At 48.5% G+C, this 26,997-nt stretch carries 23 protein-coding genes; 7 read left to right on the top strand and 16 right to left on the bottom strand.

What is annotated here, in order from left to right; all coding sequences use genetic code 11:
* Positions 1-9 precede the first annotated feature (9 nt).
* The 4 genes from ACNI29_RS17750 to ACNI29_RS17735 all read left to right on the top strand — a co-directional run bounded on the left by ACNI29_RS17750 (position 10) and on the right by ACNI29_RS17735 (position 5,842).
* Positions 10-3,588 carry a PEP/pyruvate-binding domain-containing protein gene (locus ACNI29_RS17750; RefSeq protein ID WP_419779696.1) on the top strand — a complete coding sequence of 1,193 codons (3,579 nt, stop codon included), beginning with the start codon at positions 10-12 and terminating at the stop codon, positions 3,586-3,588.
* 154 nt (positions 3,589-3,742) lie between these two features.
* Complete coding sequence (locus ACNI29_RS17745; protein ID WP_419779695.1) at positions 3,743-4,183, top strand: exosortase system-associated protein, TIGR04073 family; 441 nt, start codon at positions 3,743-3,745, stop codon at positions 4,181-4,183.
* A gap of 89 nt (positions 4,184-4,272) precedes the next feature.
* Positions 4,273-5,097, top strand: a complete 825-nt coding sequence (locus ACNI29_RS17740; RefSeq protein WP_419779694.1) for a DsbA family protein — start codon at positions 4,273-4,275, stop codon at positions 5,095-5,097.
* 10 nt (positions 5,098-5,107) lie between these two features.
* Positions 5,108-5,842 (top strand): class I SAM-dependent methyltransferase, encoded by a 735-nt coding sequence (locus ACNI29_RS17735; protein ID WP_419779693.1) that lies wholly within the window; start codon positions 5,108-5,110, stop codon positions 5,840-5,842.
* 92 nt (positions 5,843-5,934) lie between these two features.
* Here the strand turns inward: ACNI29_RS17735 and galE are convergent, their stop codons facing one another.
* The gene (gene galE / locus ACNI29_RS17730; protein ID WP_419779692.1) at positions 5,935-6,921 is read right to left on the bottom strand and encodes a UDP-glucose 4-epimerase GalE; all 987 of its coding nucleotides are present in this window, start codon (positions 6,919-6,921) and stop codon (positions 5,935-5,937) included.
* A gap of 205 nt (positions 6,922-7,126) precedes the next feature.
* Here galE and ACNI29_RS17725 point away from each other — a divergent pair, with 205 nt between their 5' ends.
* On the top strand, positions 7,127-8,656 hold the full coding sequence (locus tag ACNI29_RS17725; protein WP_419779691.1) for a DUF4139 domain-containing protein: 1,530 nt from the start codon (positions 7,127-7,129) through the stop codon (positions 8,654-8,656).
* A gap of 79 nt (positions 8,657-8,735) precedes the next feature.
* Here ACNI29_RS17725 and ACNI29_RS17720 read toward each other — a convergent pair whose 3' ends face one another.
* From ACNI29_RS17720 to ACNI29_RS17660, 13 genes are all read right to left on the bottom strand, one after another.
* On the bottom strand, positions 8,736-10,025 hold the full coding sequence (locus tag ACNI29_RS17720; RefSeq protein WP_419779690.1) for an OmpP1/FadL family transporter: 1,290 nt from the start codon (positions 10,023-10,025) through the stop codon (positions 8,736-8,738).
* Positions 10,026-10,483: 458 nt separating this feature from the next.
* Positions 10,484-11,227, bottom strand: coding sequence for a TlyA family RNA methyltransferase (locus ACNI29_RS17715; RefSeq protein ID WP_419779689.1), 744 nt, complete (start codon positions 11,225-11,227; stop codon positions 10,484-10,486).
* A complete protein-coding gene (gene thrC, locus ACNI29_RS17710) occupies positions 11,228-12,679 on the bottom strand; it encodes a threonine synthase (RefSeq protein ID WP_419779688.1) in 1,452 nt (483 codons plus the stop codon). It abuts the gene before it with no gap.
* Between the two features lie 87 nt (positions 12,680-12,766).
* Positions 12,767-13,270 (bottom strand): DUF456 domain-containing protein, encoded by a 504-nt coding sequence (locus tag ACNI29_RS17705; RefSeq protein ID WP_419779687.1) that lies wholly within the window; start codon positions 13,268-13,270, stop codon positions 12,767-12,769.
* Positions 13,271-13,273: 3 nt separating this feature from the next.
* The gene (locus tag ACNI29_RS17700) at positions 13,274-14,572 is read right to left on the bottom strand and encodes a phenylacetate--CoA ligase family protein (protein WP_419779686.1); all 1,299 of its coding nucleotides are present in this window, start codon (positions 14,570-14,572) and stop codon (positions 13,274-13,276) included.
* Between the two features lie 53 nt (positions 14,573-14,625).
* The gene (gene dnaB, locus ACNI29_RS17695; RefSeq protein WP_419779685.1) at positions 14,626-16,053 is read right to left on the bottom strand and encodes a replicative DNA helicase; all 1,428 of its coding nucleotides are present in this window, start codon (positions 16,051-16,053) and stop codon (positions 14,626-14,628) included.
* Positions 16,028-16,564, bottom strand: coding sequence for a 50S ribosomal protein L9 (gene rplI / locus ACNI29_RS17690; RefSeq protein ID WP_419779684.1), 537 nt, complete (start codon positions 16,562-16,564; stop codon positions 16,028-16,030). Before rplI ends, dnaB begins: the two co-directional genes overlap by 26 nt.
* Positions 16,565-16,573: 9 nt before the next feature.
* A complete protein-coding gene (gene rpsR, locus ACNI29_RS17685; RefSeq protein WP_015851900.1) occupies positions 16,574-16,834 on the bottom strand; it encodes a 30S ribosomal protein S18 in 261 nt (86 codons plus the stop codon).
* 2 nt (positions 16,835-16,836) lie between these two features.
* Complete coding sequence (gene rpsF / locus ACNI29_RS17680) at positions 16,837-17,148, bottom strand: 30S ribosomal protein S6 (protein WP_320175518.1); 312 nt, start codon at positions 17,146-17,148, stop codon at positions 16,837-16,839.
* 169 nt (positions 17,149-17,317) lie between these two features.
* Positions 17,318-18,082, bottom strand: a complete 765-nt coding sequence (locus ACNI29_RS17675; protein ID WP_419779683.1) for an enoyl-ACP reductase FabI — start codon at positions 18,080-18,082, stop codon at positions 17,318-17,320.
* A 41-nt stretch (positions 18,083-18,123) separates the two neighbouring features.
* A complete protein-coding gene (locus ACNI29_RS17670; RefSeq protein ID WP_419779682.1) occupies positions 18,124-19,023 on the bottom strand; it encodes a phosphoribosylaminoimidazolesuccinocarboxamide synthase in 900 nt (299 codons plus the stop codon).
* Positions 19,024-19,195: 172 nt separating this feature from the next.
* Positions 19,196-20,503 (bottom strand): histidinol dehydrogenase, encoded by a 1,308-nt coding sequence (gene hisD, locus ACNI29_RS17665; protein WP_419779681.1) that lies wholly within the window; start codon positions 20,501-20,503, stop codon positions 19,196-19,198.
* 202 nt (positions 20,504-20,705) lie between these two features.
* Positions 20,706-22,112, bottom strand: coding sequence for an outer membrane homotrimeric porin (locus ACNI29_RS17660; RefSeq protein ID WP_419779680.1), 1,407 nt, complete (start codon positions 22,110-22,112; stop codon positions 20,706-20,708).
* Between the two features lie 300 nt (positions 22,113-22,412).
* Between ACNI29_RS17660 and uvrC the strand changes: the two genes are divergently transcribed.
* Positions 22,413-24,215: an excinuclease ABC subunit UvrC gene (uvrC, locus tag ACNI29_RS17655; RefSeq protein ID WP_419779679.1), complete on the top strand. Its 1,803-nt coding sequence runs from the start codon at positions 22,413-22,415 to the stop codon at positions 24,213-24,215.
* Positions 24,216-24,328: 113 nt separating this feature from the next.
* Here the strand turns inward: uvrC and ACNI29_RS17650 are convergent, their stop codons facing one another.
* Positions 24,329-25,012, bottom strand: coding sequence for a metal-dependent hydrolase (locus tag ACNI29_RS17650; protein WP_419779678.1), 684 nt, complete (start codon positions 25,010-25,012; stop codon positions 24,329-24,331).
* Between the two features lie 3 nt (positions 25,013-25,015).
* Entirely contained in the window at positions 25,016-25,594 is a 579-nt protein-coding gene (locus ACNI29_RS17645; protein ID WP_419779677.1) for a UbiX family flavin prenyltransferase, read from the bottom strand.
* A gap of 194 nt (positions 25,595-25,788) precedes the next feature.
* Here ACNI29_RS17645 and purT point away from each other — a divergent pair, with 194 nt between their 5' ends.
* Entirely contained in the window at positions 25,789-26,970 is a 1,182-nt protein-coding gene (gene purT / locus ACNI29_RS17640) for a formate-dependent phosphoribosylglycinamide formyltransferase (RefSeq protein WP_419779676.1), read from the top strand.
* The last annotated feature ends 27 nt before the right edge of the window (positions 26,971-26,997 follow it).

Raw genomic sequence — 26,997 nt, 5'->3', positions numbered from 1 at the left:
GAGGAAGTGATGGCTGGTAAGACGGAAGAAGCAGTTTCCGCTAAAAGTGCGGGAACAGCAGCTCCCAAGAAGTCCCAGGCTAAAAAACAGCTTGAAAAGAAGCTGATATTAACCGGCGCTGATATTGTTAAAATCGGCGAAGATGCTGAACTGCTGGTCGGTGGTAAGAACTATAACACCGCATTGATCAGTCAGGTAGAAGGCATCAGGTCTCCCCAGTTCAGAGCTGTTTCATCCATAGCATTTCATAAACTACTTGATGAAACTAAAGTAAACGCAAGTGTTGTCCGCGCTGTTGTCGACAGTGAGTACAACGCTGTGGACTGGAGCAGTGAAGAAGTTAACAGTGACAGTGAATTTCTGCAGAAGTTTGTTCGCTCCATCGCTCGTGTAATCAAGGATGAGGCCCGGAAACATACTGAAACACAGATTCAGCTGCGCACCTTTATCAACAACGTTGTTGAAGGCTTCGCAACCTCCCCTGAAGGAATTGACCAGCTCCGCAAAAGATCCGTGCTTGTTCAGAGTGCTATTCTTTCTGTTGTACTCCCCAAAGAAGTGGAAGAAGCCGTCAAGGAAGCGTACCTTTCAATCTGCAAGGATGCCGGGCTTGAAAACGAGCCTGTTGCCGTGCGTTCCTCCGCTGCCGGTGAAGACAGCCGTAAAAAAGCTTTTGCCGGACTTCAGGATACCTATCTTAATATTGTCGGCGACGATCAGTGCGCCGAAGCATATCATTGGGACTGCGCATCAGCTTACAACCTGCGCAGCATGACTTACCGCCGTGAAGCGATTCTCGATGCTGTTACCTTGGCAGAAAACACCGGTGATGCTTCCATCGCCGAGAATGCCAAGCTTGAATGGGCTATTGAGAATACCTCGCTTTCCGTTTGTATCATGCGCATGATTAATCCGGTTATTTCCGGTACTGCGTTCAGCGCGGATACTGCTACCGGCTGCCGTGGAACAGACCGTAAGGATCTGGTCTCCATCGACGCAAGTTATGGTCTCGGTGAAGCTGTTGTTGGCGGCATGGTCACCCCGGATAAATTTTATGTATTCCAGCGTGATGACGGATCTGAAGTTGTTGTCCGTAATATGGGCAGCAAAGACAAGAAGATCGTCTACAGCGAGAAGGGCGGAACCAAGGTTGAAAAAGTTCAGCCCGGTGCAGTCTATCGCTGGGCGCTTTCTCTTGCTCAGGCCGAAGAAGTTGCCAAGGGTGTTCGCTCTATCAGTGAAGCCTATGGCGGCATGATTATGGATACTGAGTTCTGTCTTGATGCGGCGGATCGTCTCTGGTTTGTTCAGGCCCGTCCTGAAACCCGCTGGAACGAGGAATTCGAACAGCATCCTGATGCTATCTTCATGCGCAGACTTGAGGTTGACCCCAAGGAGCTTGAAGAAGCTGAAGTGGTACTTGAAGGAAATGGAGCCTCCCGCGGAGCAGGGCAGGGAACTGTAAAGTACCTGCGTTCCGCTCTTGAACTTAATAAAATTCACAAAGGCGACATCCTCGCGGCTGAACGTACCGACCCGGATATGGTACCGGGCATGCGTATCGCATCGGGTATTCTCGCTGATGTCGGCGGTGATACCAGTCACGCGGCGATCACTTCCCGCGAGCTGGGTATCCCGGCTATCATCGGTATTCAGAGACTCGAAGTTCTGCGTTCCCTTGATGGGCAGGATATCACAGTTGACGGTTCTCGTGGTAAGGTTTACCGCGGCGCACTTCCTCTTATTGAAGTGGGCGGAACCATTAATACTTCCAAACTTCCGGCGACCAAAACCAAAGTAGGTCTGATCCTCGCTGATGTGGGACAGTCCCTGTTCCTTTCCCGTCTGCGCGAAGTTCCTGATTTTGAAGTCGGTCTGCTCCGGGCCGAGTTTATGCTCGGTAACGTAGGCGTGCATCCGCTGGCCCTTGAAGCTTACGATAACGGAAATCTTGATAAACTGGTTCAGGATAAGCTTGATGAGCTTGATTCGAGATTGACCACGGTCATGAAGACTCAACTCGATTCCGGGCTGATTTCCCTGAACATCAATCTCAGGGAATACGTTGGCGCGCTGACCGGTCTGGCCGAGGAAATGGATTCCATGGCTAACTCCAACACTGCACGAGGTACCGAGGAAGTTCTGGCCATGCACCGTAAGTTGCGTGAACTGGACAAGAAACTCGACCATTACCTTGAGCATGCAACGGAATGCCTCTACACCCTTAAGACCTCCGTTAACATTGAAGAGCATCTGCGCGGCGTTCTCGGAATTCATGCCGGTGAGAATGCAGATTCCAAGTTTATTTACAAGCGAACTGAATCGCTTGATGAACTTCCTGAAATGCTCGTCAAGGCTAAAGAGAATCCAGTGGTTCTCGAATATATTGAAGGAATTAAAGCACTGCGTGAAGAAGTGGCCCTTAAGATGGGACTTAAATCCGAAATGGATGAAGTCACCACCCTTCGTCAGCGCATTGCAGATATTCTTAAATCCCGCGGTCTCAGAAGCGGTAAGGAAAACTACATTCAGACCCTGTCACAGGGCTTGGCGCTGTTTGCCATGGCCTTTTACGGCAAAGATATTGTTTACCGTACCACTGACTTCAAGACCAACGAATACCACAACCTGCTCGGTGGACTGCTCTTTGAACATCATGAAGACAACCCCATGCTCGGTTATCGTGGTGTTTCCAGAAACATCCACGACTGGGAACTGGAAGCCTTCAAGCTTTCTCGCGGCGTATTCGGCGGTAAGAACCTGCACATCATGCTCCCCTTCGTTCGTACCATCGAAGAAGCACGCAGCATGAAGCGTTACCTCTCACAGGTGCATAACCTTGAGTCCGGCGTTGACGGTCTTAAGCTGATCCTTATGGCCGAGATTCCCAGTAACGCTGTGCTCAGTAAGGAATTCATCAAAGAAGTAGACGGTTTCTCCATCGGCTCTAACGATATGACTCAGCTGGTACTCGGCACTGACCGTGATAACTCCAGCCTGCAGCATATCTACGATGAAGAAGATCCGGCTGTTGTCTGGGCAATCCTTTCCGCTATTTTTACCGGACAGAAGTTCGGTAAGAAAATCGGTTTTTGCGGACAGGGTGTCTCTAACAGCGTAATTCTGCGCGGCGTAGTCTGCATCGCCGGGATTGTGTCCGCATCTGTTGTGCCTGATACTTATCTCCAAACCAAGCTTGATATGGCTGCGGTCGAGGCTGAGAACATCAAGGTCAGCGAACTTGGACAGTGGATCCGAGCACGTCATTTTGAGCGTCTTGCCGAGCTGATGGAAGCGAACGGCTACAGTCACATCATCAAGAAGTACAAGACCCCAGAAGATCTTGAGGACTGGTACGAAGGTGAGATCAGACGTCTTAATGAGCAGCTTCGCGACAACATGGATTCCCCGCGTGAGGACTTCATCAGACAGGAAATGGATACTTTCCGTGGAACTTTCCACAAGCCGGTAATTTATTCCGCTTGGGATTGGAACCAGACTGTTGAAGATGCAATGCATCACGCAGGATTCGCTACTTTCGAAGAACAGGACGCAGCCCTTGAAGAGCAGCGCAAGAGAAAGTGGTAAGTTCGACTTATTATAATGTTGATGAGGCCGTCCCTTTCGGGGCGGCCTTTTTTTATATAAAATATCTATAAAATTCTTAATTACATCAGTAAACATACGCATAACCTTGACAGCGAATAGGAGCGGAGGCATATATTTAGTTACAGGAGATAAAATGATAAAATCGAAACGATTTGTAAAAATATCAGTGGTTGCATTGGCTCTGTCATCAATGCTGCTCGGCGGTTGCTCTTTGAATTCTGCTAATTACGTCGGCAGTCAGGATAACTATTCTGAGCGTGCCTCCCGCAAGTTCGGCCGGGGGGTGACCAACCTTGTTTCCGCTCCGCTGGAGATACCCAATCAGTCTGTTGACCTTGCTGCACAGAGCAATGAGCCTGCAGAGCAGGCAGCGGGGTATATCGGTGGTCTTTTCGTCGGTGTTGCATACACTGGTGGACGCATTGTTTCCGGTATGTACGATATCGTGACCTCCCCCTTTGGTGGGCCAGCTGCCCCGACAATGGAGGATGAATTTTTTCATTCTGAATTCGTTGAAAAAGTCAGCGATCAAACAGATTCCTTCGATGATGTTTGGTCATTGGGTGCTGAATAGTTTTGAGTCTGATTTAAATAACAAGTTTTAAACCTCCACCGCAGAATTGCATGGAGGTTTTTTCTTGAATGTTGTTTAAGAGGTTTTTCATGTTGAAGAATATTTTTGCTGCTTTGTTGTTATTTTTGCTGATCTCCGGCTGTGTAAATAAGCAGGTGCTTAAAGAACAGATAGCTGAAGCCATCAAGGAAAATCCCCAAATCGTGCTTGATGCCATGCGTGAAAGCAGCGTCGAAATGTTGGAGATTGTTGAGTTGGGCATTGACCAGCGTGAAAAGATGAAGCGTGAAGCCACGTTTGATGCTGAGATCGCAAATCCCTATACTCCCACCATTTTTGCTGAAAGGCCGATGCTCGGGAATCCTGATGCCCCAGTGACTATCGTTGAATATACCGATTTTCTGTGCCCATATTGCAGTAAAGGTGCGAAGGTGGTCAGCAAGCTGGCAACCGGGCAGCCGGAGAAGTATAAACTGGTGTTCAAGCATTTGCCCATGCATAAGAATTCCCGCCAATTGGCTCTTGTTTTTGAAGCCCTTGCACTTTCCAATAAAGCGCAGGCGTTTAAATTTCATGATCTCGCTTTTCAGCGTCAAAAGGAACTTTATGAAGATAAATCCGGCGCTGTGTTAGGTGAAATCATTAATGAAATCGGAGTGGATACAGCACAGCTCCAGAAGGATCTTCAGAATGAGAAGTTGCAGCAATATCTTGCTGCCGATGAAGCCGAAGCCAAGAAATTCGACATTGATGCAACTCCGACTTTTCTCGTTAACGGTGTGTCCATTCGTGGCTATCTGCCCGCTGAAAGATTTGAGGGAATGGTTGATGTGATTTTGGAAAAATCAGAATCGAAGTCAGCAATAGAGACTCCCGAAGGGGAAATCTGTGAAGATTGCCTGAACCAAATGTAGATGGTGAATAATGCGAGATATCAATAATATTTCTGAACCGCCTGAAGATTTGCATATCTGCTTCGGAGGTGGAGACTTTCGGCTTTCCGGTAAGAAAATGATTGATCTGTGCTGGGACAAATTTGAATTGCAGCCGGATTCAAAAGTTCTGGATATCGGTTGCGGGATCGGACGGTTATCCTTTCCCTTGTTGGAAATTCTTTCCGAACGTGGGGGGTATGAGGGTTTTGATACTTTTCCCGTCGGAGTCCAATGGTGCACGGAAAATATTACGCCTGAGTTCCCTAATTTTAGGTATCAGCAGGTTGATATATTTAATTCCACGTACAACCCCGCCGCGAAAACCAAGGCTGCTGACTTTGTATTCCCATATGAAGATGAGTCATTTGATCTGATCATGCTCAACTCCGTTTTCACTCATATGATGCCGGAAGATATCATGAATTATATTAAGGAAATGGACAGGGTGCTTAAAGCAGACGGGAATATTCTGGCGACTTTTTTTCTGGTTAATGCGGAATCAAATGAGCTTATGGATCAGGGCAAAAGTGTTCATGATTTCTTCAAGTACGGGATATTCTACACCGCAGATCCAAAGGACCCTATGGATGCGGTAGGTTATGACGAAAAATTCGCCGTGAATTTATTTGAGCAGCGCGGGTTCAAGATTCAAGAAACGATACTGGGTAACTGGTGCGGAAGAAAATCCAACTATCATCAGGATGTGCTGTTGGTCAGTCGTTAAGTCGCAATTTATAAATAACAAAATATAAAAGCTGGAGTTCGGGTCGCATGACTCAAACTCCAGCTTTTTTGTTTACTTTGTTTTTAGTGTAATTAGAATGCCGGATTCTTGTGCCAGCGGTAGGCTGTTTCGATTATCTCGCGCAGGTCTGTGTATTGAGGGGTCCAGTTCAGTTCTGCGGCAGCTTTGCTGCTGTCCGCCACCAGCCGCGGTGAGTCCCCGGCGCGGGTGGGTTCGTAATCAAATCCAATTTCACGCCCGATCACTTCGCTTGAAGACTTGATTACGTCAAGGATGCTGAATCCCTTGCCGTTGCCAAGGTTAAAGGAGTGCGCGCCTTTATTCTGATCCATGTAACCGATTGCCTTGAGGTGGGCGTCACAGAGGTCCAGAATATGGATGTAGTCTCGGACACAGGTTCCGTCCGGAGTCGGGTAATCGTTGCCGAAAATTTTGAGTTTACGTCCTGCATCAATGCAGCTGAGCAGGATATTCGGAATCAGGTGTGTTTCAGGTGAATGGGCTTCACCTATGAGGCTGTCCGGGTGCGCTCCTGCGGCATTGAAATAGCGGAAGCAGACGGAATCAAGCCCATAAGCAACGGCATAATCCTGAAGGATTTCTTCAACCTGAAGTTTGGTCCTGCCGTATGGGTTAAGAGGTTTCAGCGGATGGTCCTCTGTAATGATATCCGTGACCGGATCACCGTAAACAGCGGCAGTGGAGGAGAAAACAAATTTACCGACACCGTGCTTTCGCATGGCCTGTAGCAGGTTTAAAGTGCCGGTCACGTTATTGTCATAGTATTCGAAGGGTTTTTGAACTGACTCGCTAACAACGATCAAGCCGGAAAAATGAAAGACCGCATCAAATTTACCTTTAGAAAACACATTTTCAAGGTCGGATGGGTTGCGCAGGTCTCCCTTGATGAATTTGCCCCATTTCAATGCTTCCGCGTGGCCTGTGGAGAGGTTGTCGAAGACGGTGACTTCATGTCCGGCTTCAGCAATCATCCGGGTCATATGCGAACCGATATATCCCGCCCCCCCGCAGACGAGCAGTGAAAGTTTATTACCCATTTTATTATGCTCCAGTTAATGGTGATGTATATCTGAAGCACTGACTATTAATAAAAAATCATTGTTTGTCGAGAGGGTTGGCGTGATTGTTTAAGGTCAATTTTGTGAGTTGTTGATTGCTGGTGATATCTGTTATGATAAGTGAATTGCATTAATTTATAGACTGTTAAACGAGGGTAATGATTTGCGGAAAAAAATTATATTGATGGCTTTGTTTTTAGTTATCCTATCTTGCGGTAAAGCCTCGGCTGTGGCAGACCGGGTGGTTTTCTATCCCTCCGGCGCGGATTTCAGCAGCACGGTCAAGGCAGATGTTAAATCTGATGTGAATGGTAGCTACGTAATGTTTACCCTTAGCGGACAGGCTGTTCCTGATACCTTTACTATCGCCGCCTTGAGCGAAGGGGTGTCGGTAAACGATGTGTCTTGGACCCGTAGTGATTTGTCCCGTTCTCCCGCAGCAGTTGATCTTGGTAAAAAAATTGATCAACTTAAGTTCAAGCGTGATTCAGTCATTTCACAGCAGCAGGCTGTGGATGGCGGAATCTCTTTCTGGAAGGAGAGGGGCAGCAAACAGCAGATAAAACCTTCAGATATGGGCAACATTGCCGGACAGGTAGTCAGTAGTCTTTCCAAGCTCTATCAAGAGTCTGCCAAACTCAAGGTTAAAATTAATGACCTGCAGGAATTGATTAATGATTTGCAACGGCAGTTGAATGATTTGTCAGGCGGTGGGAAGCTGGTTTGGAATATGAAGGTTTCCGTGGCTGCAAAGGGAGCAAAGAATGCTGATTTTAAGATTGGTTATATGCTCCACAATTGCGGTTGGACTTCTAAGTATAAGCTTGATGCTTATCCCAGTGCCGGAAAAGTCAAATTTGCATTTGAAGCCGAGATTCGGCAGGCAAGCGGTATGGATTTCAAGAGTTGTGATGTAGCTCTTGCTACGGTGAAAAAGCATTCCAGAATTTCTCCGCCCCAACTCGGTCGCTGGGTGATTGAGCCGAAGCCGGAACCAGAACCGGAACGTTACGCGATGGATGAGGTTCAGATGGCTATGGAAGCGGCCCCTGTTTCAATGGGTAAGGGTCGGAATATGGTCCGTAAAAGTGCTCCCAAACGTGTTAGCAAGGCGACATATTCCTTATGGGAGATGGGCCGTAAAACTATTCCGGCAGGCAGCACCAGAAAATATGCAGTTGAAAGCGAAACATGGAAAGCCGATTTTTCATTTATAGCACGTCCTTCGCTTACTCCCGACGTCTTTGTTTCAGCAAAAACAGTGCTTGCAGAAGCAAAAGATTATCCCTCCGGCACAGTGCTAATGTTTATGGAAGGAACCATGATCGGAAAGAGAAAATTTTCATTTTCCGGCAAGGAAAAGAAACTCTTTTTTGGCTCTGACCCCATGCTTAAGGCTGAGCGTAAAATTATTGAAAAGAAATCAGGCGAGCAAGGCATGTTCAGCTCCAAGCAGACTTACAGTTGGAAGTATGGAATTGAACTTGAGAACAGCCGTATCGCTCCGGTTAAGGTCTTGGTGCAGGAACCGGCTCCGGTTACCGGTGATAAGAGAATCAAGCTCGAAATCACCTCCAAGCCTGAAACTGAAATCAAGGATGATAACTTTGAGTGGTTAGTAGAAGTGCCGGCAGCTGGTAAATATGATCTCAATTATGCAGTGGAAATGACCGCCCCGGATGATATGGATTTAGATTTGGGTATTGGGCGTTAGGCAACTCAAGAGACATAAATAAAAAAACGGCCCGTTCCAGATGGAACGGGCCGTTTGAATTTGCCGTATTGGCCGGGATTTAGAATTCAAATCCAAGATCCAAGCTCACAATATGTGTACGGGAATTGGAGATTTCAGTCTGAAGGATGCCTTCAGCCGGTCTTGCATCCATGGTACGGTCTGCCATCCAGAGATAGTTGTATGCAGCATCAATTGTGAAGCTTTCATACTTCCAGCCAATACCGAGAGATACGTTCTGGCGGTCACTGGTGGGCAGCATGTAGTCGATGTAGCCGTCAGGAATGGGGCTCTGGTCGTAGAAGTAACCTGCTCTGAGAGCGAGGTCTTCGATGGGCAGGTATTCAACGCCCAGTTCGAATCTCCATACGTCATTCCATTTTTTATCAGCGCGAATGTCTTTTCTACCAACAGCGGTAACTTTGTCGAAGTGGTAGTCAATTGCGCTGTAGTCACTCCACATGGAGAAGATGGCATCAAATTCAATGCTCAGGTTTTCCATGGGTTTGTATTCAACACCACCGAACATCATGTGCGGAGTGTTCATATTCATGCTGACTTCGGAATCCTGAAAAAGCGGGGAAGTTGCGGCTACTGCTGCAGGGACATTGTAGCTTGCGGAGCCTTCTGCTTTATGATCCATTTTACTGCGCCAGGAGAAACCCAGAGACCACTGGTCGCTAGGGGTGACGTGGATCGCCGCGTTTACGCCCGGGGTGAATCCGTTCACCAGAAGACGCTGGTCAACGTCGCTGCCGTAAGTGGAAGGATTGTTTTGTCTGCTGGCATCAAGTTTTTTTCTGAGGTCAGCACGGACCTTCATGAATTCAACACCAACTGCCACAGAGACGTAATCGTTAAATTTATAAGCGATGTTGGGGTTGATGGAATAACTTTCGATGGCAGTGTTGTATGAAGCGTATCTTCCTGCCCAGTTTTCATCAAATTCGGTACCAAGTCCGAAGCGGGTGAATGTTCCTACACCGACCCAGACATTATCATTGATCTGGTGGGTAATGAAGGCGCTGGGTACAAAAAAAACATTTTCAGTCATGCTGTTTTTTGTGGAAGTGCCGCCGTAGGTGGTGGTCAGGTCCATCTTGGGCGAAATCATGGCTACACCGGCCTGCATGTGGGTCCCTTTAAGCTGGGTGATACCAGCTGGATTCCATGCAATTGCGGAAGGATCGTCCGCTTTACCAACCATGGCACCGCCGAGGGCGTTGCCGCGTGCTCCCCATTCATAGATAGCAAAACCCGCTGCTTCAGCTTTGCTGCTGAGACAGGGGACAATTGCCAGTCCCATTAAAACAATGAGCACGCCGAAACATGCTGTAAATTTGGTCCTCATATACACTCCTTCAAAAATGCTGAAAATGCTAAATGACAATACTTAATTAAAGTCATCCCCTCAAAAAAAAGCTTATACTAACTATCTTGAATGTTAAATTTAGTAAAGTAAAATTGACGCAAATGTAAATTGTTGTGAAAATAACATGAGGTTGAATTGAGGTATGTTTGCATACATGTGTGTATGTTTAATTGTTTTGTTATGTAGCTTTAATGTAATACGTATTTAGTAATGTAAATTTACAATGCTAATCGGTCCATAACGCTTGTGATAGAATAGAAATTGAAGTGTTTGAAGTGTATGAAGATGAAACTTTGCTGCTGTTTTAAACGATTTTTACTTAAGATTAAGCTTTTGATGGTGTGTTATTGCTCATGGAAAATATGATTTGTCTGATTGGCAATAAAAAAGGCAGCTACACCATGTAACTGCCTTATAAAAGTATCTATTTTGCAATATTAGCGAATAAAATATGCAAGATATTCCTGATTCCCTTTAGGGCCCTTAATACTAGAAGGGACCAGACCCTTTAGTTGAAGCCCAAGTTCTGCAGAAGCAAAATCAACAATCATATCCACGGCTTGTTGCCTGAGATCCTTGTCTCGAACTACACCCTTGTCTGTTTGTCCGGGGCCGACTTCGAATTGAGGTTTGATCAGGCAGACAATCTCGCCGCTGTCCTTAAGGAAGCGGACAAGTGCTGGTAGAATTTTGGTCAATGAAATAAAAGAAACGTCACAAACCACAAGATCGACTTTCTCAGGGATAAGGTCTTCTTCCGCATGGCGTAAGTTAATGCGCTCAAGGTTGGTGACCCGCTCATCCTGCTGAAGTTTCCAGTGCAACTGTCCGTATCCAACATCGGCAGCATAGACCCGTACAGCACCGAACTGCAGCATGCAGTCAGTGAAGCCTCCAGTGGAGGCTCCGGCGTCAAGCGCGACTTTGTCTTTCGGATCAAGGCCAAGTTCTTCGATAGCCGTAAGCAGTTTATAGCCGCCGCGGCTGACAAAGCGGTCGCGGCCTTTGACCACGATTTCAAGTTCGGGGTCCAGCTGCATTCCGGGTTTGGTTACCGGAAGTTTCTGACCATCTTTAAGGTAGTGGGCCTGCCCGGCCATGATCATGCGCTTGGCCTGCTCGCGGCTTTCGGAAAGCCCCTGAGCAAAAAGCATTTGATCTGCGCGTTCCTTCTTCGCCACTTATTTTTTCTCCAGACCCAGCATGGAAACAACGTTGTCCGCAGCTTTTGCAATGTAGTCTGCTTCGGACATTTTATCCTTTTCGCTGCTTTCAATAACAAGCTCAGGCTTGTTTGCGCGGGAAACATCAGGGGTAACTTCATACTCAGCGGGGAAGTCATTCTGGTAGTACATATCCTGAAAGCCAACGAACTTGAGCTGATGTGCGGTGGAGTCGAGTACTGCGCTTTCATTTTCGCTGATCAGGCCCAGCTCTTTCGCACGGATAAGTCCGGCAAAACATTCTCCGCCCTGTGTACATGCAATGTGACCGTGCGAGTTGGCCAGAAGCATGGAGTCCATGATCATCTGTTCGCTGACCTGTACAACCTGAAATGCTTTTTTGCCGCCGATCGCTTCGAATTTTTCTGCGAAGTGCTTTACGCGGGGAAAGGAAACCGGGTTTCCGATCATTGCAGCCTGAGCAACAGAAGGCTGTACTTTAACAGGCTTGTATTCGCGCTCGTTCTCGTCTTCAACAGAGTAGTAGCGGTAAACCGGGTCAGCATGTGCGGACTGTACGCCGAATACGCGGGGCAGGTCGCTGATGATTTCCAGCTCGTAGAGTTTGAGGAAACCGGCCATGATTGCGGTGATATTACCTGCGTTTCCGATGGGAACAAAGATGCACTTATCTTTGAGATCCCAATCGTACCACTGGGCAACTTCAAATGCGTAGGATTCCTGTCCAAGGATTCTCCAGGAGTTCTTGGAGTTGAGCAGGGCTACGCGGTAGTTGTCAGCAAGATTTTCAACGACTTTCATGCAGTCATCGAATACGCCGGGAACTTCAAGTACTTTAGCACCGCTGCCCAGAGGCTGCGCCAGCTGCTGGGGAGTAACCTTACCCTGTGGCAGGATAACAACGGATTTAACACCGCTCTTCATGTAGGAAGCGTAAAGTGCTGCCGCTGCGGAGGTGTCACCGGTGGATGCACAGACAGTCAGGATTTCATCCCAGCTGTTTTTGTTCATCAGGGCGTTGATGTAGCTGAAAGCACAGGCCATGCCGCGGTCTTTGAAAGATGCACTGGGGTTCTGGCCGTCATTTTTATAGGCGGTGGTTATTCCGGTCACGTCATTGAGTGCCGGATTGGATGCAACGATGGGGGTGTTACCTTCACCGAGGTAAAGAATCTCGTTTTCTTCCATTACCGGAGCGAAAAGCTCGTAGAAACGGAAGATGCCGCGCAGGCTGTCATTTTTGGTAGAGCAACGGGCATCGAAAATTTCACGCCATTCCTTGCCGCTGGTCTTTTTCAGCTCGTCAAAGGTGAGATCTTCAAGGATGAAAACAGAGCCGCATTCAGGGCAGGTGTAATGCAGTTCGTTAATATCATAACGGGCATTACAACCCAGACAATGATACTCCATTTTACCACGATATTTCGGAAATTCATTAGCAATAGTCATAATATCTCCTTTTTGCCTTCAGCACCGGCGGAGGGCCGCCGGAAGCGAAATAAAATTATCCAAAAGCGCGAAGCGCATGAAAAGTAATTAAGCAGGCCAGATTTTCGGAATACTCATGGCGAACATCCAGACTCCGAGGCTGATTTTCATCGCCATGCCGAATGCTTTACCCCAGAAAGCTCCCCATGCGGAATGCTTGGCTTCGTCAAAGCTTCGGCCGTGGGTCAGCTCAAGGGCGAAACATCCTCCGAAAGAGCCGAGCAGGGCACCGGGCAGTGCGCCGAGTCCGAAGAAAAACGGTGCGCCGAGGATTGCTCCGGCGATCGCACCAATGAATGCACCGATGTTTCCGCGTCCGGTTGCGCCGTACTTTTTACCACCGAAATACTGGGCTACAAATTCAAGAACTTCACCTACGAGGGCGATAACTCCGAGAATTATGATAAAATTCCAGGTCATTGTTTCGGGCTGGTAGAATTTCCAGCCCGCGACAAGAGCGAGAATCAGCCAGTTAGCAGGTAAACCGAAGATATGCAGTGCCAATGAGCACAGCATAAGCAGGATAACCAGAACTGCAAATGCGGTTATCATTGTTTAGGCCTCTTCATCCCTAAGGTCCACTACGCGCACAGCTTTACCTTCCGCTTTGGGAATGGAGTTATGCTGCACCAGTTCAACGCGCGGGGTAATCAGGATCTCATCGCGCAGCATGGAGGCGATCTTTTTCTGGATGCCCTGAAGTGCTCGCATATCCTCAATGAAATGTTCTTCTTTAATTTCAACTTTGACTCTGATCTGATCCATGAGACCTTCTTTGATCAGTTCGATGAGGTAGTTCTGGCCTACTTCAGGGATACCCATGATGATCTTTTCGATCTGCATGGGGTAGATGTTCACACCCTTAAGGATGAGCATGTCATCGGCGCGGCCCATGATGCGGTCAATGCGGCGTGATGTACGGCCACATTTACACTGGCCGGGAATGAAACGGGTGAGGTCGCGGGTGCGGTAGCGGATGATGGGCATGCCTTCGCGGGTCAGGGTGGTCATAACCAGTTCTCCTACTTCTCCATCAGCAACATGTTCCCCTGTTTCAGGGTTGATTATTTCGGCTATGTAAGAATCTTCCCAGACATGCATGCCGTCCTGCTCCAGACATTCAAAGGCAACACCAGGACCGTTCATTTCAGAAAGACCGTAAGAGTTGTAAGCCTTGATGCACATCAGTTCTTCGATTTTGCGGCGGGTGTGCTCGGTATGCGGTTCAGCACCGATTAGGGCAATTTTCCAAGGCATTTCTGCCGGATCAAAGCCTTCATCACGCACTTTCTGCGCAAAGTAGAGGGCGAAAGAGGGGATGATGTGCAGTCCGGTTACATTGAAATCGCGGATGAGCTTGATCTGACGTTTGGTGTTACCAGCACCTGCGGGAACAGTCAGGCAGCCCAGACGCTCGGAACCGTAATGGATACCGAGTCCGCCTGTAAACAGGCCGTAACCGGACATGTTCTGGAGCACGTCACTTTTGCGTAAGCCCACAGCGTACATGGAGCGAGCCATGAGGTCTGACCATGTATTGAGGTCCTTCTGGGTGTAGAGGACAGCGGTCGGTGTTCCTGTTGTTCCGGAAGATGCGTGCAGACGCACGAAATTTTCCAGCGATTGGGTCAGTAATCCGTAAGGATACTGGGAGCGCAGGTCATCTTTAGTAGTAAACGGGAGTTTAGTGATATCATCAGCAGTTTTGATGATAGATGGATCGATGCTGTTTTTTTTGAAAATTTCACTATAATACGGAGAATTTGCAGCCAGCTCGATTGTTGTTTTCAGTCTTTCAACCTGGAGTTCTTCCAGTTTTCCTCTTTCAAGGGTTTCGGCTTCATGAAAATACATTAATTTTCTCCGTGTAAATGTTTTCAGTGCATCACGTCATAAATAATATCCGATTATTCATCGTCGTATTCTGACGGATATGGCTCAGCAGCAAGGTTTTCAAATGCTGTGTAAGGGCCAAGGAAGGCCAATTCAACAATACCTGTCGGGCCGTTACGTTGTTTCCCGATGATAACTTCCGCTTTGTTAGTCAGCGGTTTGTCCTCTTTCTTGTTGTAGAAATCTTCACGATAAAGGAAGAGGATAATATCAGCATCCTGCTCGATAGCACCGGATTCACGCAGGTCAGACATCATGGGACGTTTGTCGGTACGTTCTTCAACTTTTCGGTTGAGCTGCGACAGGGCGATGACAGGTATATTAAGCTCTTTGGCAAGGGCTTTTAGAGTTCGCGAGATATCGGAAATTTCCTGTTCACGGGAATCCGTGCGGGCACTGGAACGCATGAGCTGCAGGTAATCAATCATCACCAGCCCGAGGTTGTGCTGGGATTTTAGGCGCCTGCATCTTGCGCGCAGTTCCATAGTGGAAATCGCCGGAGTATCATCAATAAAAATAGGTGACTGTGTCAAGTCGTCAGCGGCATCATAAAGCTTGGCCCAGTCTTCATCATCCAGCTGCCCGGTTCTGAGACGGGAGAGATCCACCTTACCGTGACAGGCAAGCATACGGGTCATCAACTGCCCCATTGCCATCTCAAGAGAGAAAACAGCGGTGGTAACGCCGGAATGAAGCGCAGCACGCATGGCCACGTTCAGTGCGAATGCGGTTTTACCCATACTGGGTCGACCGGCGATAATGATAAGGTCGGAGTTCTGAAGTCCCGCAGTCATTTCATCGAATTTATGATAAGTGGTCGGGATACCGGTAATCAGGGATGACTGGTTAACGCGTTGTTCCAGATCTTGAAAAACCTCGGTGATGATCGCCTTACTGCTTTTGAGAGTCGTGTTCTTTTTAGAGTCAGTAATATCAAAGATGGACTGCTCAGAATGATCAAGCAGTTCTTTAACATTCTGAGTGTCGAAACTCTCATTGATAATGTTGGCGGCGGTATCGATCAGACTACGTTGGATTGATTTTTCAGCTACGATTTCCGCATGGTGCAGGGCGTTAGCAGAGCTGACAACAGAGTTGGCAAGTTCTGCAAGGTACACCGGACCACCCACAGAATCGATTTTGTCATGGGCTGTGAGATATTCACTTACCGTGATGAGGTCGATGGGAGCATTGCGTGAATAGAGGGCTTCAAAAGCCCGGAAAATTTCCTGATGGGCAGGAGAGTAAAAGTCGTCGGATTTAGCAATATCAACAAGGTCGTTGAAAATAGTATTGCTTAAGAAAACCCCACCCAGAACAGCCTGTTCGGCTTCGAGGTTGTGCGGCGGGACTTTACGCAAAAGATCGGACGAAGCGTCGTTAGACGCTCCGCCCGAATTGTAGTCTGAGCCGGATTTACGCTTCTGTTTCTGCTTCTGCATCTACTTCAGCAACTTCGGTTTCAGCGGGAGCTTCAACCTCTTCAGCGGGCTCTTCTTCAACCGGTCCGCCAACTTTGGCAACAACCAGTTTCACTTCACCGCGAACTTCGGGGTGGAGCTTGATTTCGATGTCGTATTCGCCCAGAGAGCGGATAGGATCGGGCAGCAGGATTTTTCTGCGGTCAATATCGAAATCCATTTCAGCGAGAGCATCAGCGATGTTAACTGCGGTTACGGAACCGTACAGTTTGTCGCCTTCACCAACGCGTACTTCAATGTTAACTTCAATTTCAGCCAGCTTGTCACGAAGACCTTCTGCCTGAGTGCGGAGGTTGTCAGCCATTTCCTGAAGCTTTCTTTTTTCAAGCTCAAACTGCTTGAGGTTAGCTTCGGAAGCGGGCATAGCCAGACCCTGAGGAATCAGGTAGTTACGGCCATAACCGGCTTTAACGGTAACAATGTCTCCGAGACTGCCAAGAGAATCTACATCAGCACGTAAAATAAGTTTCATGTAGTCCCCCTAGATGCTCTTTTTCTTTACATCGGTGCTATGCACAGTAGTGTAGTGCATGAGAGCCATCTGTCTGGAACGCTTGATTTCAGTGGTCAGACGACGCTGGTGCTTAGCGCAGGTACCGGTGATTCTGCGGGCAATGATTTTGCCGCGCTCGGTTACGAAGTCCTTGAGAATGTCAGGACGCTTATAATCGAGGGGAAGGTTCTTATCCGCACAGAAGCGGCAGAACTTTCTTTTGGGTGTGAATTTTCTTTTGAATGCCATGATTAAGCCTCCTCTGCCTTAGCGGTTTCATCAAGTTTAACAGTTACAAACTTGAAGATACCATCGGTGATACGAATGTTGCGCTCAAGTTCAGCAACCAGCGGGCCGGGTGCGTCGAAAATGAGGCGGACATAGTATCCACGGGTTTGGTTCTGGACAGGGTAAGCCAGCTGGCGGGAACCCCAATCGTCGATCTCATCCATTTTACCGCCTTCGCGGTCGATAATTGCGATGAGTCCCTCAACGAGTTCTTTGCGGCTGTCGCTCGCAAGTTCAGGGCTCAAAAGCAAAAGTACTTCATACTTTCTGAGCATATTAACTCCTCCTTATGGTCTATGGCCCTTTCCTAATATAAGGGCAAGGCAAAAAGGGATCACTATTCCCTTCACACACTTCTGTCAAGTGAGAATGAGAATATATATGAAAAATAAAAAAGCCGGAAGCAAAATAGCTCCCGGCTTTTGATGTTCTGGTTGGGATAAATTAAATTCCCAGAATGTTGTAGCCACAGTCCACGAAATGGGTTTCCCCGGTTACACCGGCGGAAAGGTCTGATGCATAGTAAACAGCGGTTTTACCAACATCATCGGTGGTCACATTGCGTTTGAGCGGTGCTCTTTCTTCAATGTGGTGGAAGATGTCTTTGAAGCTGGATATGCCGGAAGCTGCGAGGGTCTTGATGGGACCTGCGCTAATGGCATTGATGCGAACATCTTTTTCGCCGAGGTCTACGGCAAGGTAACGAACGCTGGCTTCGAGAGTTGCTTTGGCAACACCCATCACATTGTAGTTGGTGATGACTCTGCTTGCGCCGAGGTAGGTCATAGCCATGACGGAACCGCCGGGCTTGATCAAGTCTTCATATGCATTACAGAGGCTTACCAGAGAGTAAGCGGAAACGTCCATTGCGAGGTGGAAACCGTCGCGAGAAGTTTCGATGTAGCGTTTTTTGAGGTCTTCGCGGTTGGCAAAAGCAACGGAGTGGATGAGGATATCAAAGTCTCCCCATTTCTCTTTTACTTCAGCAACAGATGCAGCGATGCTTTCATCGCTTTGCACATCACACTGGAAAGTGAAGGCTCCGCCCAGCTCTTCGCTGATGGGCTCAACACGTTTTTTGATGGCATCATTAACATAGCTGAAAGCCAGCTCAGCACCGTGTTCTTTAAACTGCTTGGCGATGCCGTAAGCAATGCTCTTTTTGTTTGCAACACCGAAAATCAGTGCTTTTTTTCCTTTCAGAAGCATTGATCTCTCCTTTGATTACTACTTCGATTTTTCTTTGCTTCTTAAGCGTCAAGTTCGCTTTCAGTCAAGAGCGTGAATGCTTCCATGTATTTATCGCGTGTTTTGGTTGCGATTTCTTCCGGTACTTCAGGAGCCGGAGGCTGTTTGTTGAATTTGATTTCTGTCAGCCAGTCACGCAGGAACTGCTTGTCGAAGCTCGGCTGTGATTTTCCTGCTTCGTAACCTTCAACGGGCCAGAAACGGGAGGAATCCGGGGTGAGGACTTCATCAATGATGATCAGTTCGCCGTCATAGATACCGAATTCGAATTTGGTGTCAGCGATGATGATTCCCTTTTCGCGAGCGTAGTCACGTCCACGTTTGTAGATGGAAAGGGTCGCTTCCTGAACTTTTTCGAAAAGATCTTTGCCAAGCATTTCGGTGGCTTTTTCCACGGAAATGTTCTCATCATGTTCGCCCAGCTCTGCTTTTGTGGAAGGTGTGAACAGAGGCTGTTCAAGCATTTCGGATTCCTGAAGGCCTTCGGGAAGTTTGTGTCCGCACACTTCGCCGGTGTTCTGGTAATCTTTCCAGCCGGAACCGGTGATATAACCGCGCACAATGCATTCGATGGGCAGGGGCTTGGCTTTTTTGACCAGTACGGAACGTCCTTCGAGCTGATCGCGATATTTATGGAGAACTTCAGGGTAGTCGTCCACTTTGGAAGCAATCAGGTGGTTGGGTACGATGTCTTTGAACATATCCATCCAGAACAGGGTGATCTGGTTCAGGATTTTGCCCTTGTCGTCGATGGGATTGGGCATGATTACATCGTAAGCGGAGATTCTGTCGGTGGTAACCAGCAGAAGTTTATCTTCATCCACTTCATAGATATCGCGGACTTTGCCGCGGGAAAGAAGTTTCAGTTCTTTAATATCAGTTTCAATTACATGCTTGGACATCCGCGTATCCTCATTTTTGTTTGTTGAAATGACAGTTTTTTTGGACGAACTTTTAAAACGAAGCGGCAAAGCCCCGATAAAAGTTTTTGAAGAGTCCAGAGAAACTTTTTTCAAAAAGTTTCTCTGGCCGCCGGAGGCAAACTCTTTAATTCTTAAAGCGCGAAGCGCATCATTATTTCTTCAGTCTTGTCTCAACGGAACGGGCATGGGCTTCGAGTCCTTCGAGCCTTGCCAGTCGTGCAATCTTACCGCCGTGGCGGTCAATATAATTCTGATCAGTATAGATCAAACTTGTCTTTTTAGTAAATGTCTCCACTGAAAGTGCAGAGGAGAAACGTGCAGTTCCGACGGTGGGCAGCACGTGGTTCGGGCCTGCGAAGTAGTCACCCACAGGTTCGGGGGTGAAGTGGCCCATGAAAATGGCTCCCGCATGTTTGATGCGGCCGATTGCTGACCACGGATCTTCAAAAGCAAGTTCCAGATGCTCTGGGGCCATGCGGTTTACGAAATCAATACCGGCTTCAAGGTCGGCGACTTTTACAATTGCGCCCCAGTCTTCAAGGGACTTGAGGGCAATCTCTCCGCGGGGGAGAAGGTCGGCCTGCTTCTTGAGCTCGTATTTAACCTTGACGCCAAGCTCGTCATCCCATGTTACGAGGATGGAAGATGCAAGGGGATCGTGCTCTGCCTGTGAAAGCAGATCGGCAGCAATCCATGCAGGGTCGGAGTCGCCGTCAGCAAGGATGGCTACTTCGCTGGGACCCGCGATCATGTCGATACCGACTTCACCGACCAGCTGGCCTTTAGCTGTGGCGACGAAAATGTTGCCCGGTCCGGCGATAACATCACAGGGCGCGATGGTTTCGGTTCCGTATGCGAGTGCGCCGATAGCCCATGCAGAGCCGGAAGCGTAAATTTCATTGATACCCAGTTCCTGAGCAGTTGCCAGAATATAGGGGTTCAGTGTGCCGTCTTTGCGGGGGGGAGATATGACCGCGATCTCTTTAACTCCCGCAACCTGTGCGGGGACAGCATTCATAATCATGCTGGAGATCAGCGGAGTTTCGCCGCCCTGACCGCCGGGAACATATAGACCGACACGGTCGACCGGACGTACCAGCTGTCCGAGAATGGTTCCGTCTTCACCGGTGGTCCACCATGATTCTTCTACCTGCCTGCGATGGAAATTTTTAATATTGCGGATCGCTTCTTCAATGATCTCAAGGTCATGAGACTCTATTTCAGCATAGGCCAGTCTGCGCTGGTCGGTGCTGACTTTGAGCATGGAATGGCTGAAATCAGGGCAGTCGAACTGCTGGGTATAGTCGACAAGGGCCTGATCGCCTTTGGATTTAACATTGGAGAGAATGTCTTTGACAATGGAGTCAACTTTGCTTTCCGGATTGACTCTAAGATCGAGCCATTTCTTGATTTCCGGCCAATCCTGCTGTCCGGAATAGGTAATATCTCTGCAAGGCATAGAAGTGTCCTTAACTTGATGGATGTGATTGATGTGTAAATGTATTTACGAAGAGATGTCTTAAAGATGAAATGACCCTTATCGCAATGCGTATCAAAAGTCGAGTAGAATAGGTTGTCGCATTTTGGAAATAAAAAGGGCCGGGAGTAAAAACTCCCGGCCCCCGGCGTCAAAGCTATGCTAGATTTCTAAGAAAAAATTCTTAGAAGCTGTACATCAGACCAACAACGCACTTGAGGAGAGGATCTTCGTTGTCGCCACGAGCTTTAGCGTTAGCAACGTTGGAGTTTTCCCAGGTGTCGTTGTCAAAGTCAACTGCTACGTATGCGAGTTCAACAACAGCAGACAGTTCGTCGTAGATCTGGTATCTGGTGGTGAAGTCGATTTCGATTGCGGTGTCTTCGTCGGTCAGGAAAGTACCGTCAGCAGAGATGTTGCTCAGGCCAGCAGCAGGAGCGTTTTTAACGAGGTCTGCGTCGTTGGTACCTTTGATGAACAGGAAGTTAACATCGTGGCTCAGTTTTTCGATGAAGGAGATTTCTTCGAGCTGCAGGCCAAGAACCCACATACCGATCTGCTGGTCGCTGTTGATATCAACGTTACCAGTGAAAGCACCACCACCGAAGTAGGAAGTACCGAAAGCAAAGTTGTTAGCGATTACGGGCATACGCTCGGAACCGTTGTCAGTGTCATCATCTTCACCGGTGCTGTATGCGAATACCAGTTTGGGCTTAACGAAGTCCAGGCCGGTGTAAGCAAGAGAAGCGTCCATGAAGAAACCATCGCGATCGTTCTGCTTCTGATCAGCGTCTACGGAACCGTAAGCGAGGTCAGCTGCGAAAACGATGGGATCGAACATATCCATTTCAAAGGAAGTACCGAGCCACCATGCGCCGAAGTTTTTGGTGTATGCAGTAGCTGCGGGACCCTGGAGACCTGCAACAGCATTGATGTTTTTACCTGCGTTTGCATACAGGAAGTAAGGGGTAGCTGCGATGCCGTCGATGGTAACGGGCAGAGCTGCGTAGAAAGCGTCGAGTTCGTCATTAACTTCGATGCCGTCGCCGCCCCAACCGGGGGTGTCGTTAGCATTGAGGTCCTGGAGGCGTACGAACGCACCAGCGATAGCGATCTGGTCAGTGATCGGAGTTTCGATCATGAATACGTCGGTATCGGTATCACCAAGGATCATGTTACCGGAAGCTGCGCCAGGCAGGTTCAGGTTGATGCGACCAGCGGTGGTCAGAACTTCAGTGCCGGGGAAACGGTACTGCAAGTATGCGTTTTTAACACCGAGGTTGCCGTGAGTGCCGGAACCGCCAGCACCGTTGTTAGCACCACCGGTACCGTACATGGTTCTGTACTCAGTGTAGAGAACACCCCAGAGGTTTTCGTTTGCGATGAAACGGAACTGTGCGCGAGCACGGAAGTAGAATCTCATGTCGTCTTCTGCCTGGCCGCCGTCTTTAGCGCTCAGGAACTCAGAGTTGTCCATGATGTTCATCTGGAACTGGAATTTACCTTTAGCGTCCAGATCAACTGCAGATGCGGAAGCAGCAAAGCCGAAGACCATGCATGCCAGCACTGCGAGGATAGCAAGTTTTTTCATTTGTTTTATTCCTTTTGCTGAATAAATGTTTTTAGCACGATTGCTTGACGCCTACCTTCAGCGACAGTTCTAGCTGTTCACACAATGCATGGCAAGCGAAATCTTACATTTTTTTGACAAGGGTATAATTTTTTTTACCGTATAAATTTTTAAACCCTTCGGCATCCCTTGAAACTATAGGTTTTTTCTAGACTTTTTGTTCGTGGCGATAACCCCTTTATTGACAAGGGTTGGGCCTGTGATTAGGTCTTGATAAGATGAAAAGGGGCGAGTTTAAAAAATTTTACAGGCAAGATGGTTATGGCATTTCAATTTAACAGTGGCGATTTTTCGGCATTACCCGGCGTATATCTGATGAAAGATTCATCGGGACGTATTATATATGTAGGGAAGGCCCGTGAGCTGCGCAAAAGGTTGGCATCATATTTCCGGGCATTTGATAAGCATACGCCCAAGACCCGGGTTCTTGTTTCTAAGATCCATTCAATTGATACGCTGGTAACCGGGACAGAGAAGGAGGCATTGCTGCTTGAGGCCAGTCTGATCAAGAAACACAGGCCGCGTTATAACGTTGTCCTGCGTGATGATAAGCAATATGTCCTTTTTCAGCTCGATAAGAAGTCCGAATTTCCCCGGTTGCGCATGACCCGCAAGGTTGTCCGGGATGGTTCCGTTTATTTCGGCCCATACACATCAAGCTATTTTGCCCGCGAAACTTGGAAAGTGCTTGGCAAGGTTTTTCCGCTACGCAAATGTTCAGAATCAGCTTTTCGCAACCGCGTGCGTCCCTGCCTGTATCACGACATCGGTCAATGTCTCGGTCCGTGTGTGAATCTTGTACCGCGCAATGATTACATGCAGATTGTCCGTCAGGTGGAGCTGCTGCTTTCCGGCAAGGCAGGGGACCTGATCGGTTCCTTGCGGCGGCAGATGGAAGAAGCATCCGAGGCTTTGGAGTTTGAGCAGGCCGCCAAGTTCCGTGACCAGATTAAAGCCATCCAGAAGACGGTTGAAAAGCAGTCGGTCGTACTTAATGAACGGTCTGATATCGATGTAATTGCTTTGGCGGAATCCTCGCAGGGGGTCGGACTCGGGCTGCTCTTTATCCGTAAAGGCCGTTTGCTTGATAAAAAGCATTTCTTCTGGCCGGGGCTAAGCTTGGAAGACGGTGAGGAAGTGTTGAACAGCTTTGTCTCCCAGTTTTATTCCTCCACAAAATTTATACCGCCCAAGCTTTTTGTTCCTTTTGAGTACGACATGCAAGGTGCAGCTGAACTTCTCAGCGAACGCAGCAAGTCTACAGTACGCATTGTGACTCCACAAAGCGGAGAGGAGAAACGGCTGCTGGAAATTGCCCGTAAGAATGCCGCGCTAGGCATCAAAGAAAAGGAAAATGACAATATCTTAGATATTCTGGCTGGTAAACTGAAGCTGTCCGGCCCTCCGCAGCGCATTGAGTGTATCGATGCATCCCATTTGGGCGGGGAGGGGATGCGAGTCGGTATGGTTGTCTTCGAAGAGGCCAAGCCTGAAAAATCGCAGTACCGAACATATGTTTTCCCGGAGTTGGAACATTCTTCGGATGACTACGCGGCCTTATTTCATTGGGTGATCAAGCGAATTGAGTCCGGTCCCCCGTGGGCCGACCTTATATTAATAGATGGTGGTAAAGGGCAGCTCGCATCAGTTGAGAAGGCTTTTGCCGAAAACTGGAAATACGAAGAGCCTATCCCGCACCTCGCTTCGATTGCCAAAGGACCGACCCGAAAGGCCGGGGAGCTAGAAGACCGTATTTTTCGGCCCGGACGCAAAAATCATCTGCCGCTGAAAGGCGGAAGCCCGGAATTGCTGTATCTTCAACGGGTTCGTGACGAAGCGCACCGTTTTGTAATCGGCAGACAGCGCAAGTCGCGCAAGAAAAAAGTCCTCCAGAGCGAGGTTCTATCACTGCCCGGTATCGGTCCGAAGACCGCACGCCTACTCTGGGATGAGTTCGGGTCGGTTCAGAAAATGAAAGAGGCTTCGGTCGAAGAACTTTCCAATGTTCAAGGGATAGGAAAGAAAAGGGCGCAACAGATATTTGATGCTTTTAAAGAGGTTTGATTGCGCCCCGTTAACAACTATGTGCGAAGCATATTGAAAAGTTTTGAGGGGATGGGGTCTGGGGAAGGGGAACTTTTCCCAAAAGTTCCCCTTCCCCAGACCCCGGAGGTATTCTATATTTCCTGTTCTTTGCCGACTTCAAGTTCGACTACCTTACACTCAGGAGCGAACTCGGCGCATGCTTCTTTGAAATCAACAGCATCCTGTTCGAGAATAGGGAATGTTCCGAAATGCATGGGGATTGCGGTTTTGCAGTTCAGCAGCTTGCAGGCATAGGCGGCGTCTTTGGAATCCATGGTGAACCAGCCGCCGGTGGGCAGCAGGGCCACGTCGATGTCGTGCAGTTTGCCGAAAAGCTCCATGCTGGCGAAAAGCCCGGTATCCCCGGCAAAGTAGACACAGAATTCATCTTCATAAGTAAGGATATACCCGGCAGGTGCTCCAGTGGCGGAGGAGTGCATGGCCTGCACCATTTTGATCCTGATTCCGGCTACAGACACAGTTCCGCCGATGTTCATGCCGATCAGCTTTTCCTGATCAACCCCCTGTTCGATCATTTTTTCCAGAAGGTCGAAAATGCAGACCAGCGTGGCTCCTGTTGCCTTGCAGATTTCAACAGCCTGTCCGATATGGTCACCGTGGTCGTGGGTAACGAGCACGGCGTCTGCTTTGCTGATGGATTCCCATGTGGCGGAAGCCTTGGGATTACCTTCGAAAAAGGGGTCGATGATAATGGTTTTGTCGTCGGACTGGATGGTAAAATTGGAATGTCCGTTCCATGTGAATATGTGTTTCATCTTTTACCTCTTTGATTCTTCGCCCCAAGGACGGTATAAATTGTGTGGAATTTGCATTTGTTCTAAAACTCTGCCTGCCATATGGCATGCCATGTCTTCGATACTTTTGGGCGCATGGTAAAATCCCGGAGATGCGGGCATGATGGTGGCTCCGGCAAGGGTCGCGGTTTCCATGTTGCGAATATGGATCAGGTTCAGCGGGGTTTCGCGGGTCACAAGAACAAGCTTGCGCCGTTCTTTGAGACATACATCCGCGGCTCGGTGAATCAGGTTGTTTCCCAGGCCTTGCGCAATCGCCGCGAGGGTTGCCATGGAGCAGGGGCATATTATCATACCCGCGTGCTGCCAAGAGCCGCTGGCCGGAGGTGCAGCGATGTTTTCCTGAGCATAGACGAAATCGGCGCATCCGGTCAGGTCTTCAGGTTTAAAGTCTGTTTCAAGTTCCATCACCTTCAGGGCGGCATCGGAAATTATCAAATGTAATTCGATATTTTCCAATGTGCTCAGATGCTGGGCCAGTTTTACGGCATAGATGGTTCCGCTGGCTCCGCTGGCGGCGAGGACTAATTTTTTTTTGTCCATATTTATAAGGGTACTCCTTTTCATGCTGGTCAATTCAGAGATTTAAATTACAACAGGGCATATTTGATGACAAGAAGAAGAATATAGGATTTTGCTACTTGGAATTTCTTGAATTTTTGTCCGCCTTATGAGAGTAGGAACCCACCCACTCAAAAATAATCCTACAAGACAAAACAGCTTACGGAGTAAAATTTATGGTCACTCTTGGAACTGCCGGAACTGCTTCCGCCCGCAAAATGATGCTGCTCGGCGGCGGTGAGCTTGGTAAAGAAGTTGTAGTTGAAGCCCAGCGCCTCGGAGTTGAGGTCATTGTCGTGGACAGGTATGAAAATACCCCGGCAATGCAGGTCGCGCATCGCAGCTATGTTATTTCCATGCTGGATGCTGTTGAATTGCGCCGTGTTGTTGAAACCGAGAAGCCCGATTTCATTGTGCCTGAAATCGAGGCTATCGCCACCGAAACCCTGCTCGAACTCGAGAAGGAAGGCTTTAACGTAGTTCCCACCGCTCGCGCAACCCGTCTGACCATGGACCGTGAGGGTATCCGTCGTTTGGCTGCAGAGGAAGTAGGTCTTAAAACTTCTCCCTACAAATTTGCGGATACCAAGGAAGAATACCTCGATGCTTTAAAGGAAATCGGCATTCCCTGCGTAATCAAGCCGGTCATGAGTTCTTCCGGTAAAGGGCAGAGCACTGTAAAATCCGAAGCTGACATTGATCATGCATGGGATTACTCCCAATCCGGAGGTAGAACCGGAGAAGGGCGCATCATCGTCGAAAGCTTTGTTGAATTTGATTACGAAATCACTCTGCTGACCGTTCGCCACGCTGGCGGCACTTCTTACTGCGCACCCATCGGACACCGTCAGGAAGATGGTGACTATCGCGAATCATGGCAGCCGCAGCCCATGTCTGAGGCCGCACTCGCCAAGGCGCAGGATTATGCCCTGAGAATAACAGACGCCCTTGGCGGCCGTGGTCTGTTTGGTGTGGAGCTTTTTGTTAAGGGTGAGGAAGTTATCTTCAGTGAAGTTTCCCCGCGTCCCCATGATACCGGACTGGTTACCGTAATTTCTCAGGATATGAGCGAATTCGCCCTGCACGTCCGCGCTATTCTCGGCCTGCCTGTTCCTGCTATCCGTCAGTACGGTCCGGCAGCATCCAGCGTTATCCTTTCCAACGGTAAGTCCGAAGCCCCCTCTTTCGCTAATGTTGACAAGGCTCTTGAAGAAGCCGACACTAAAGTCCTTATTTTCGGTAAAGGAGAATGCGACGGTGTGCGTCGTCTCGGCGTTGCACTTGCTCTTGGCGAAGATGTGGAAGACGCAAAAGCGCGCGCTATCCGTGCTTCCTCTGCTGTCGAAATTGAGTATTAAATCATTTCTAATAGATCTCTGAAAGCT

Origin of the sequence: Maridesulfovibrio spiralis (SeqCode) (genome assembly GCF_048571135.1) — a bacterium.
Lineage (GTDB): Bacteria > Desulfobacterota > Desulfovibrionia > Desulfovibrionales > Desulfovibrionaceae > Maridesulfovibrio > Maridesulfovibrio spiralis.
Note: the sequence above shows the minus strand (reverse complement) of the source record. Positions and strands in the feature narration are given on the sequence as shown.

What these genes read in the sequence shown, in the direction of transcription:
- ACNI29_RS17705 (WP_419779687.1), bottom strand. Translation starts at nt 13,270, where the DNA reads ATGATAACCGCATTTGCAGTTCTGGTTATCCTGCTTATGCTGTGCTCA.
- ACNI29_RS17735 (WP_419779693.1), top strand. Translation starts at nt 5,108, where the DNA reads ATGCGAGATATCAATAATATTTCTGAACCGCCTGAAGATTTGCATATC.
- ACNI29_RS17670 (WP_419779682.1), bottom strand. Translation starts at nt 19,023, where the DNA reads ATGTCCAAGCATGTAATTGAAACTGATATTAAAGAACTGAAACTTCTT.
- ACNI29_RS17675 (WP_419779683.1), bottom strand. Translation starts at nt 18,082, where the DNA reads ATGCTTCTGAAAGGAAAAAAAGCACTGATTTTCGGTGTTGCAAACAAA.
- rpsR (WP_015851900.1), bottom strand. Translation starts at nt 16,834, where the DNA reads ATGGCATTCAAAAGAAAATTCACACCCAAAAGAAAGTTCTGCCGCTTC.
- ACNI29_RS17725 (WP_419779691.1), top strand. Translation starts at nt 7,127, where the DNA reads ATGGCTTTGTTTTTAGTTATCCTATCTTGCGGTAAAGCCTCGGCTGTG.
- rplI (WP_419779684.1), bottom strand. Translation starts at nt 16,564, where the DNA reads ATGAAACTTATTTTACGTGCTGATGTAGATTCTCTTGGCAGTCTCGGA.
- purT (WP_419779676.1), top strand. Translation starts at nt 25,789, where the DNA reads ATGGTCACTCTTGGAACTGCCGGAACTGCTTCCGCCCGCAAAATGATG.
- ACNI29_RS17745 (WP_419779695.1), top strand. Translation starts at nt 3,743, where the DNA reads ATGATAAAATCGAAACGATTTGTAAAAATATCAGTGGTTGCATTGGCT.
- galE (WP_419779692.1), bottom strand. Translation starts at nt 6,921, where the DNA reads ATGGGTAATAAACTTTCACTGCTCGTCTGCGGGGGGGCGGGATATATC.
- uvrC (WP_419779679.1), top strand. Translation starts at nt 22,413, where the DNA reads ATGGCATTTCAATTTAACAGTGGCGATTTTTCGGCATTACCCGGCGTA.
- ACNI29_RS17700 (WP_419779686.1), bottom strand. Translation starts at nt 14,572, where the DNA reads ATGTATTTTCATGAAGCCGAAACCCTTGAAAGAGGAAAACTGGAAGAA.
- rpsF (WP_320175518.1), bottom strand. Translation starts at nt 17,148, where the DNA reads ATGCTCAGAAAGTATGAAGTACTTTTGCTTTTGAGCCCTGAACTTGCG.
- hisD (WP_419779681.1), bottom strand. Translation starts at nt 20,503, where the DNA reads ATGCCTTGCAGAGATATTACCTATTCCGGACAGCAGGATTGGCCGGAA.
- ACNI29_RS17740 (WP_419779694.1), top strand. Translation starts at nt 4,273, where the DNA reads ATGTTGAAGAATATTTTTGCTGCTTTGTTGTTATTTTTGCTGATCTCC.
- dnaB (WP_419779685.1), bottom strand. Translation starts at nt 16,053, where the DNA reads ATGCAGAAGCAGAAACAGAAGCGTAAATCCGGCTCAGACTACAATTCG.
- ACNI29_RS17750 (WP_419779696.1), top strand. Translation starts at nt 10, where the DNA reads ATGGCTGGTAAGACGGAAGAAGCAGTTTCCGCTAAAAGTGCGGGAACA.
- ACNI29_RS17660 (WP_419779680.1), bottom strand. Translation starts at nt 22,112, where the DNA reads ATGAAAAAACTTGCTATCCTCGCAGTGCTGGCATGCATGGTCTTCGGC.
- ACNI29_RS17650 (WP_419779678.1), bottom strand. Translation starts at nt 25,012, where the DNA reads ATGAAACACATATTCACATGGAACGGACATTCCAATTTTACCATCCAG.
- ACNI29_RS17645 (WP_419779677.1), bottom strand. Translation starts at nt 25,594, where the DNA reads ATGGACAAAAAAAAATTAGTCCTCGCCGCCAGCGGAGCCAGCGGAACC.
- ACNI29_RS17720 (WP_419779690.1), bottom strand. Translation starts at nt 10,025, where the DNA reads ATGAGGACCAAATTTACAGCATGTTTCGGCGTGCTCATTGTTTTAATG.
- thrC (WP_419779688.1), bottom strand. Translation starts at nt 12,679, where the DNA reads ATGACTATTGCTAATGAATTTCCGAAATATCGTGGTAAAATGGAGTAT.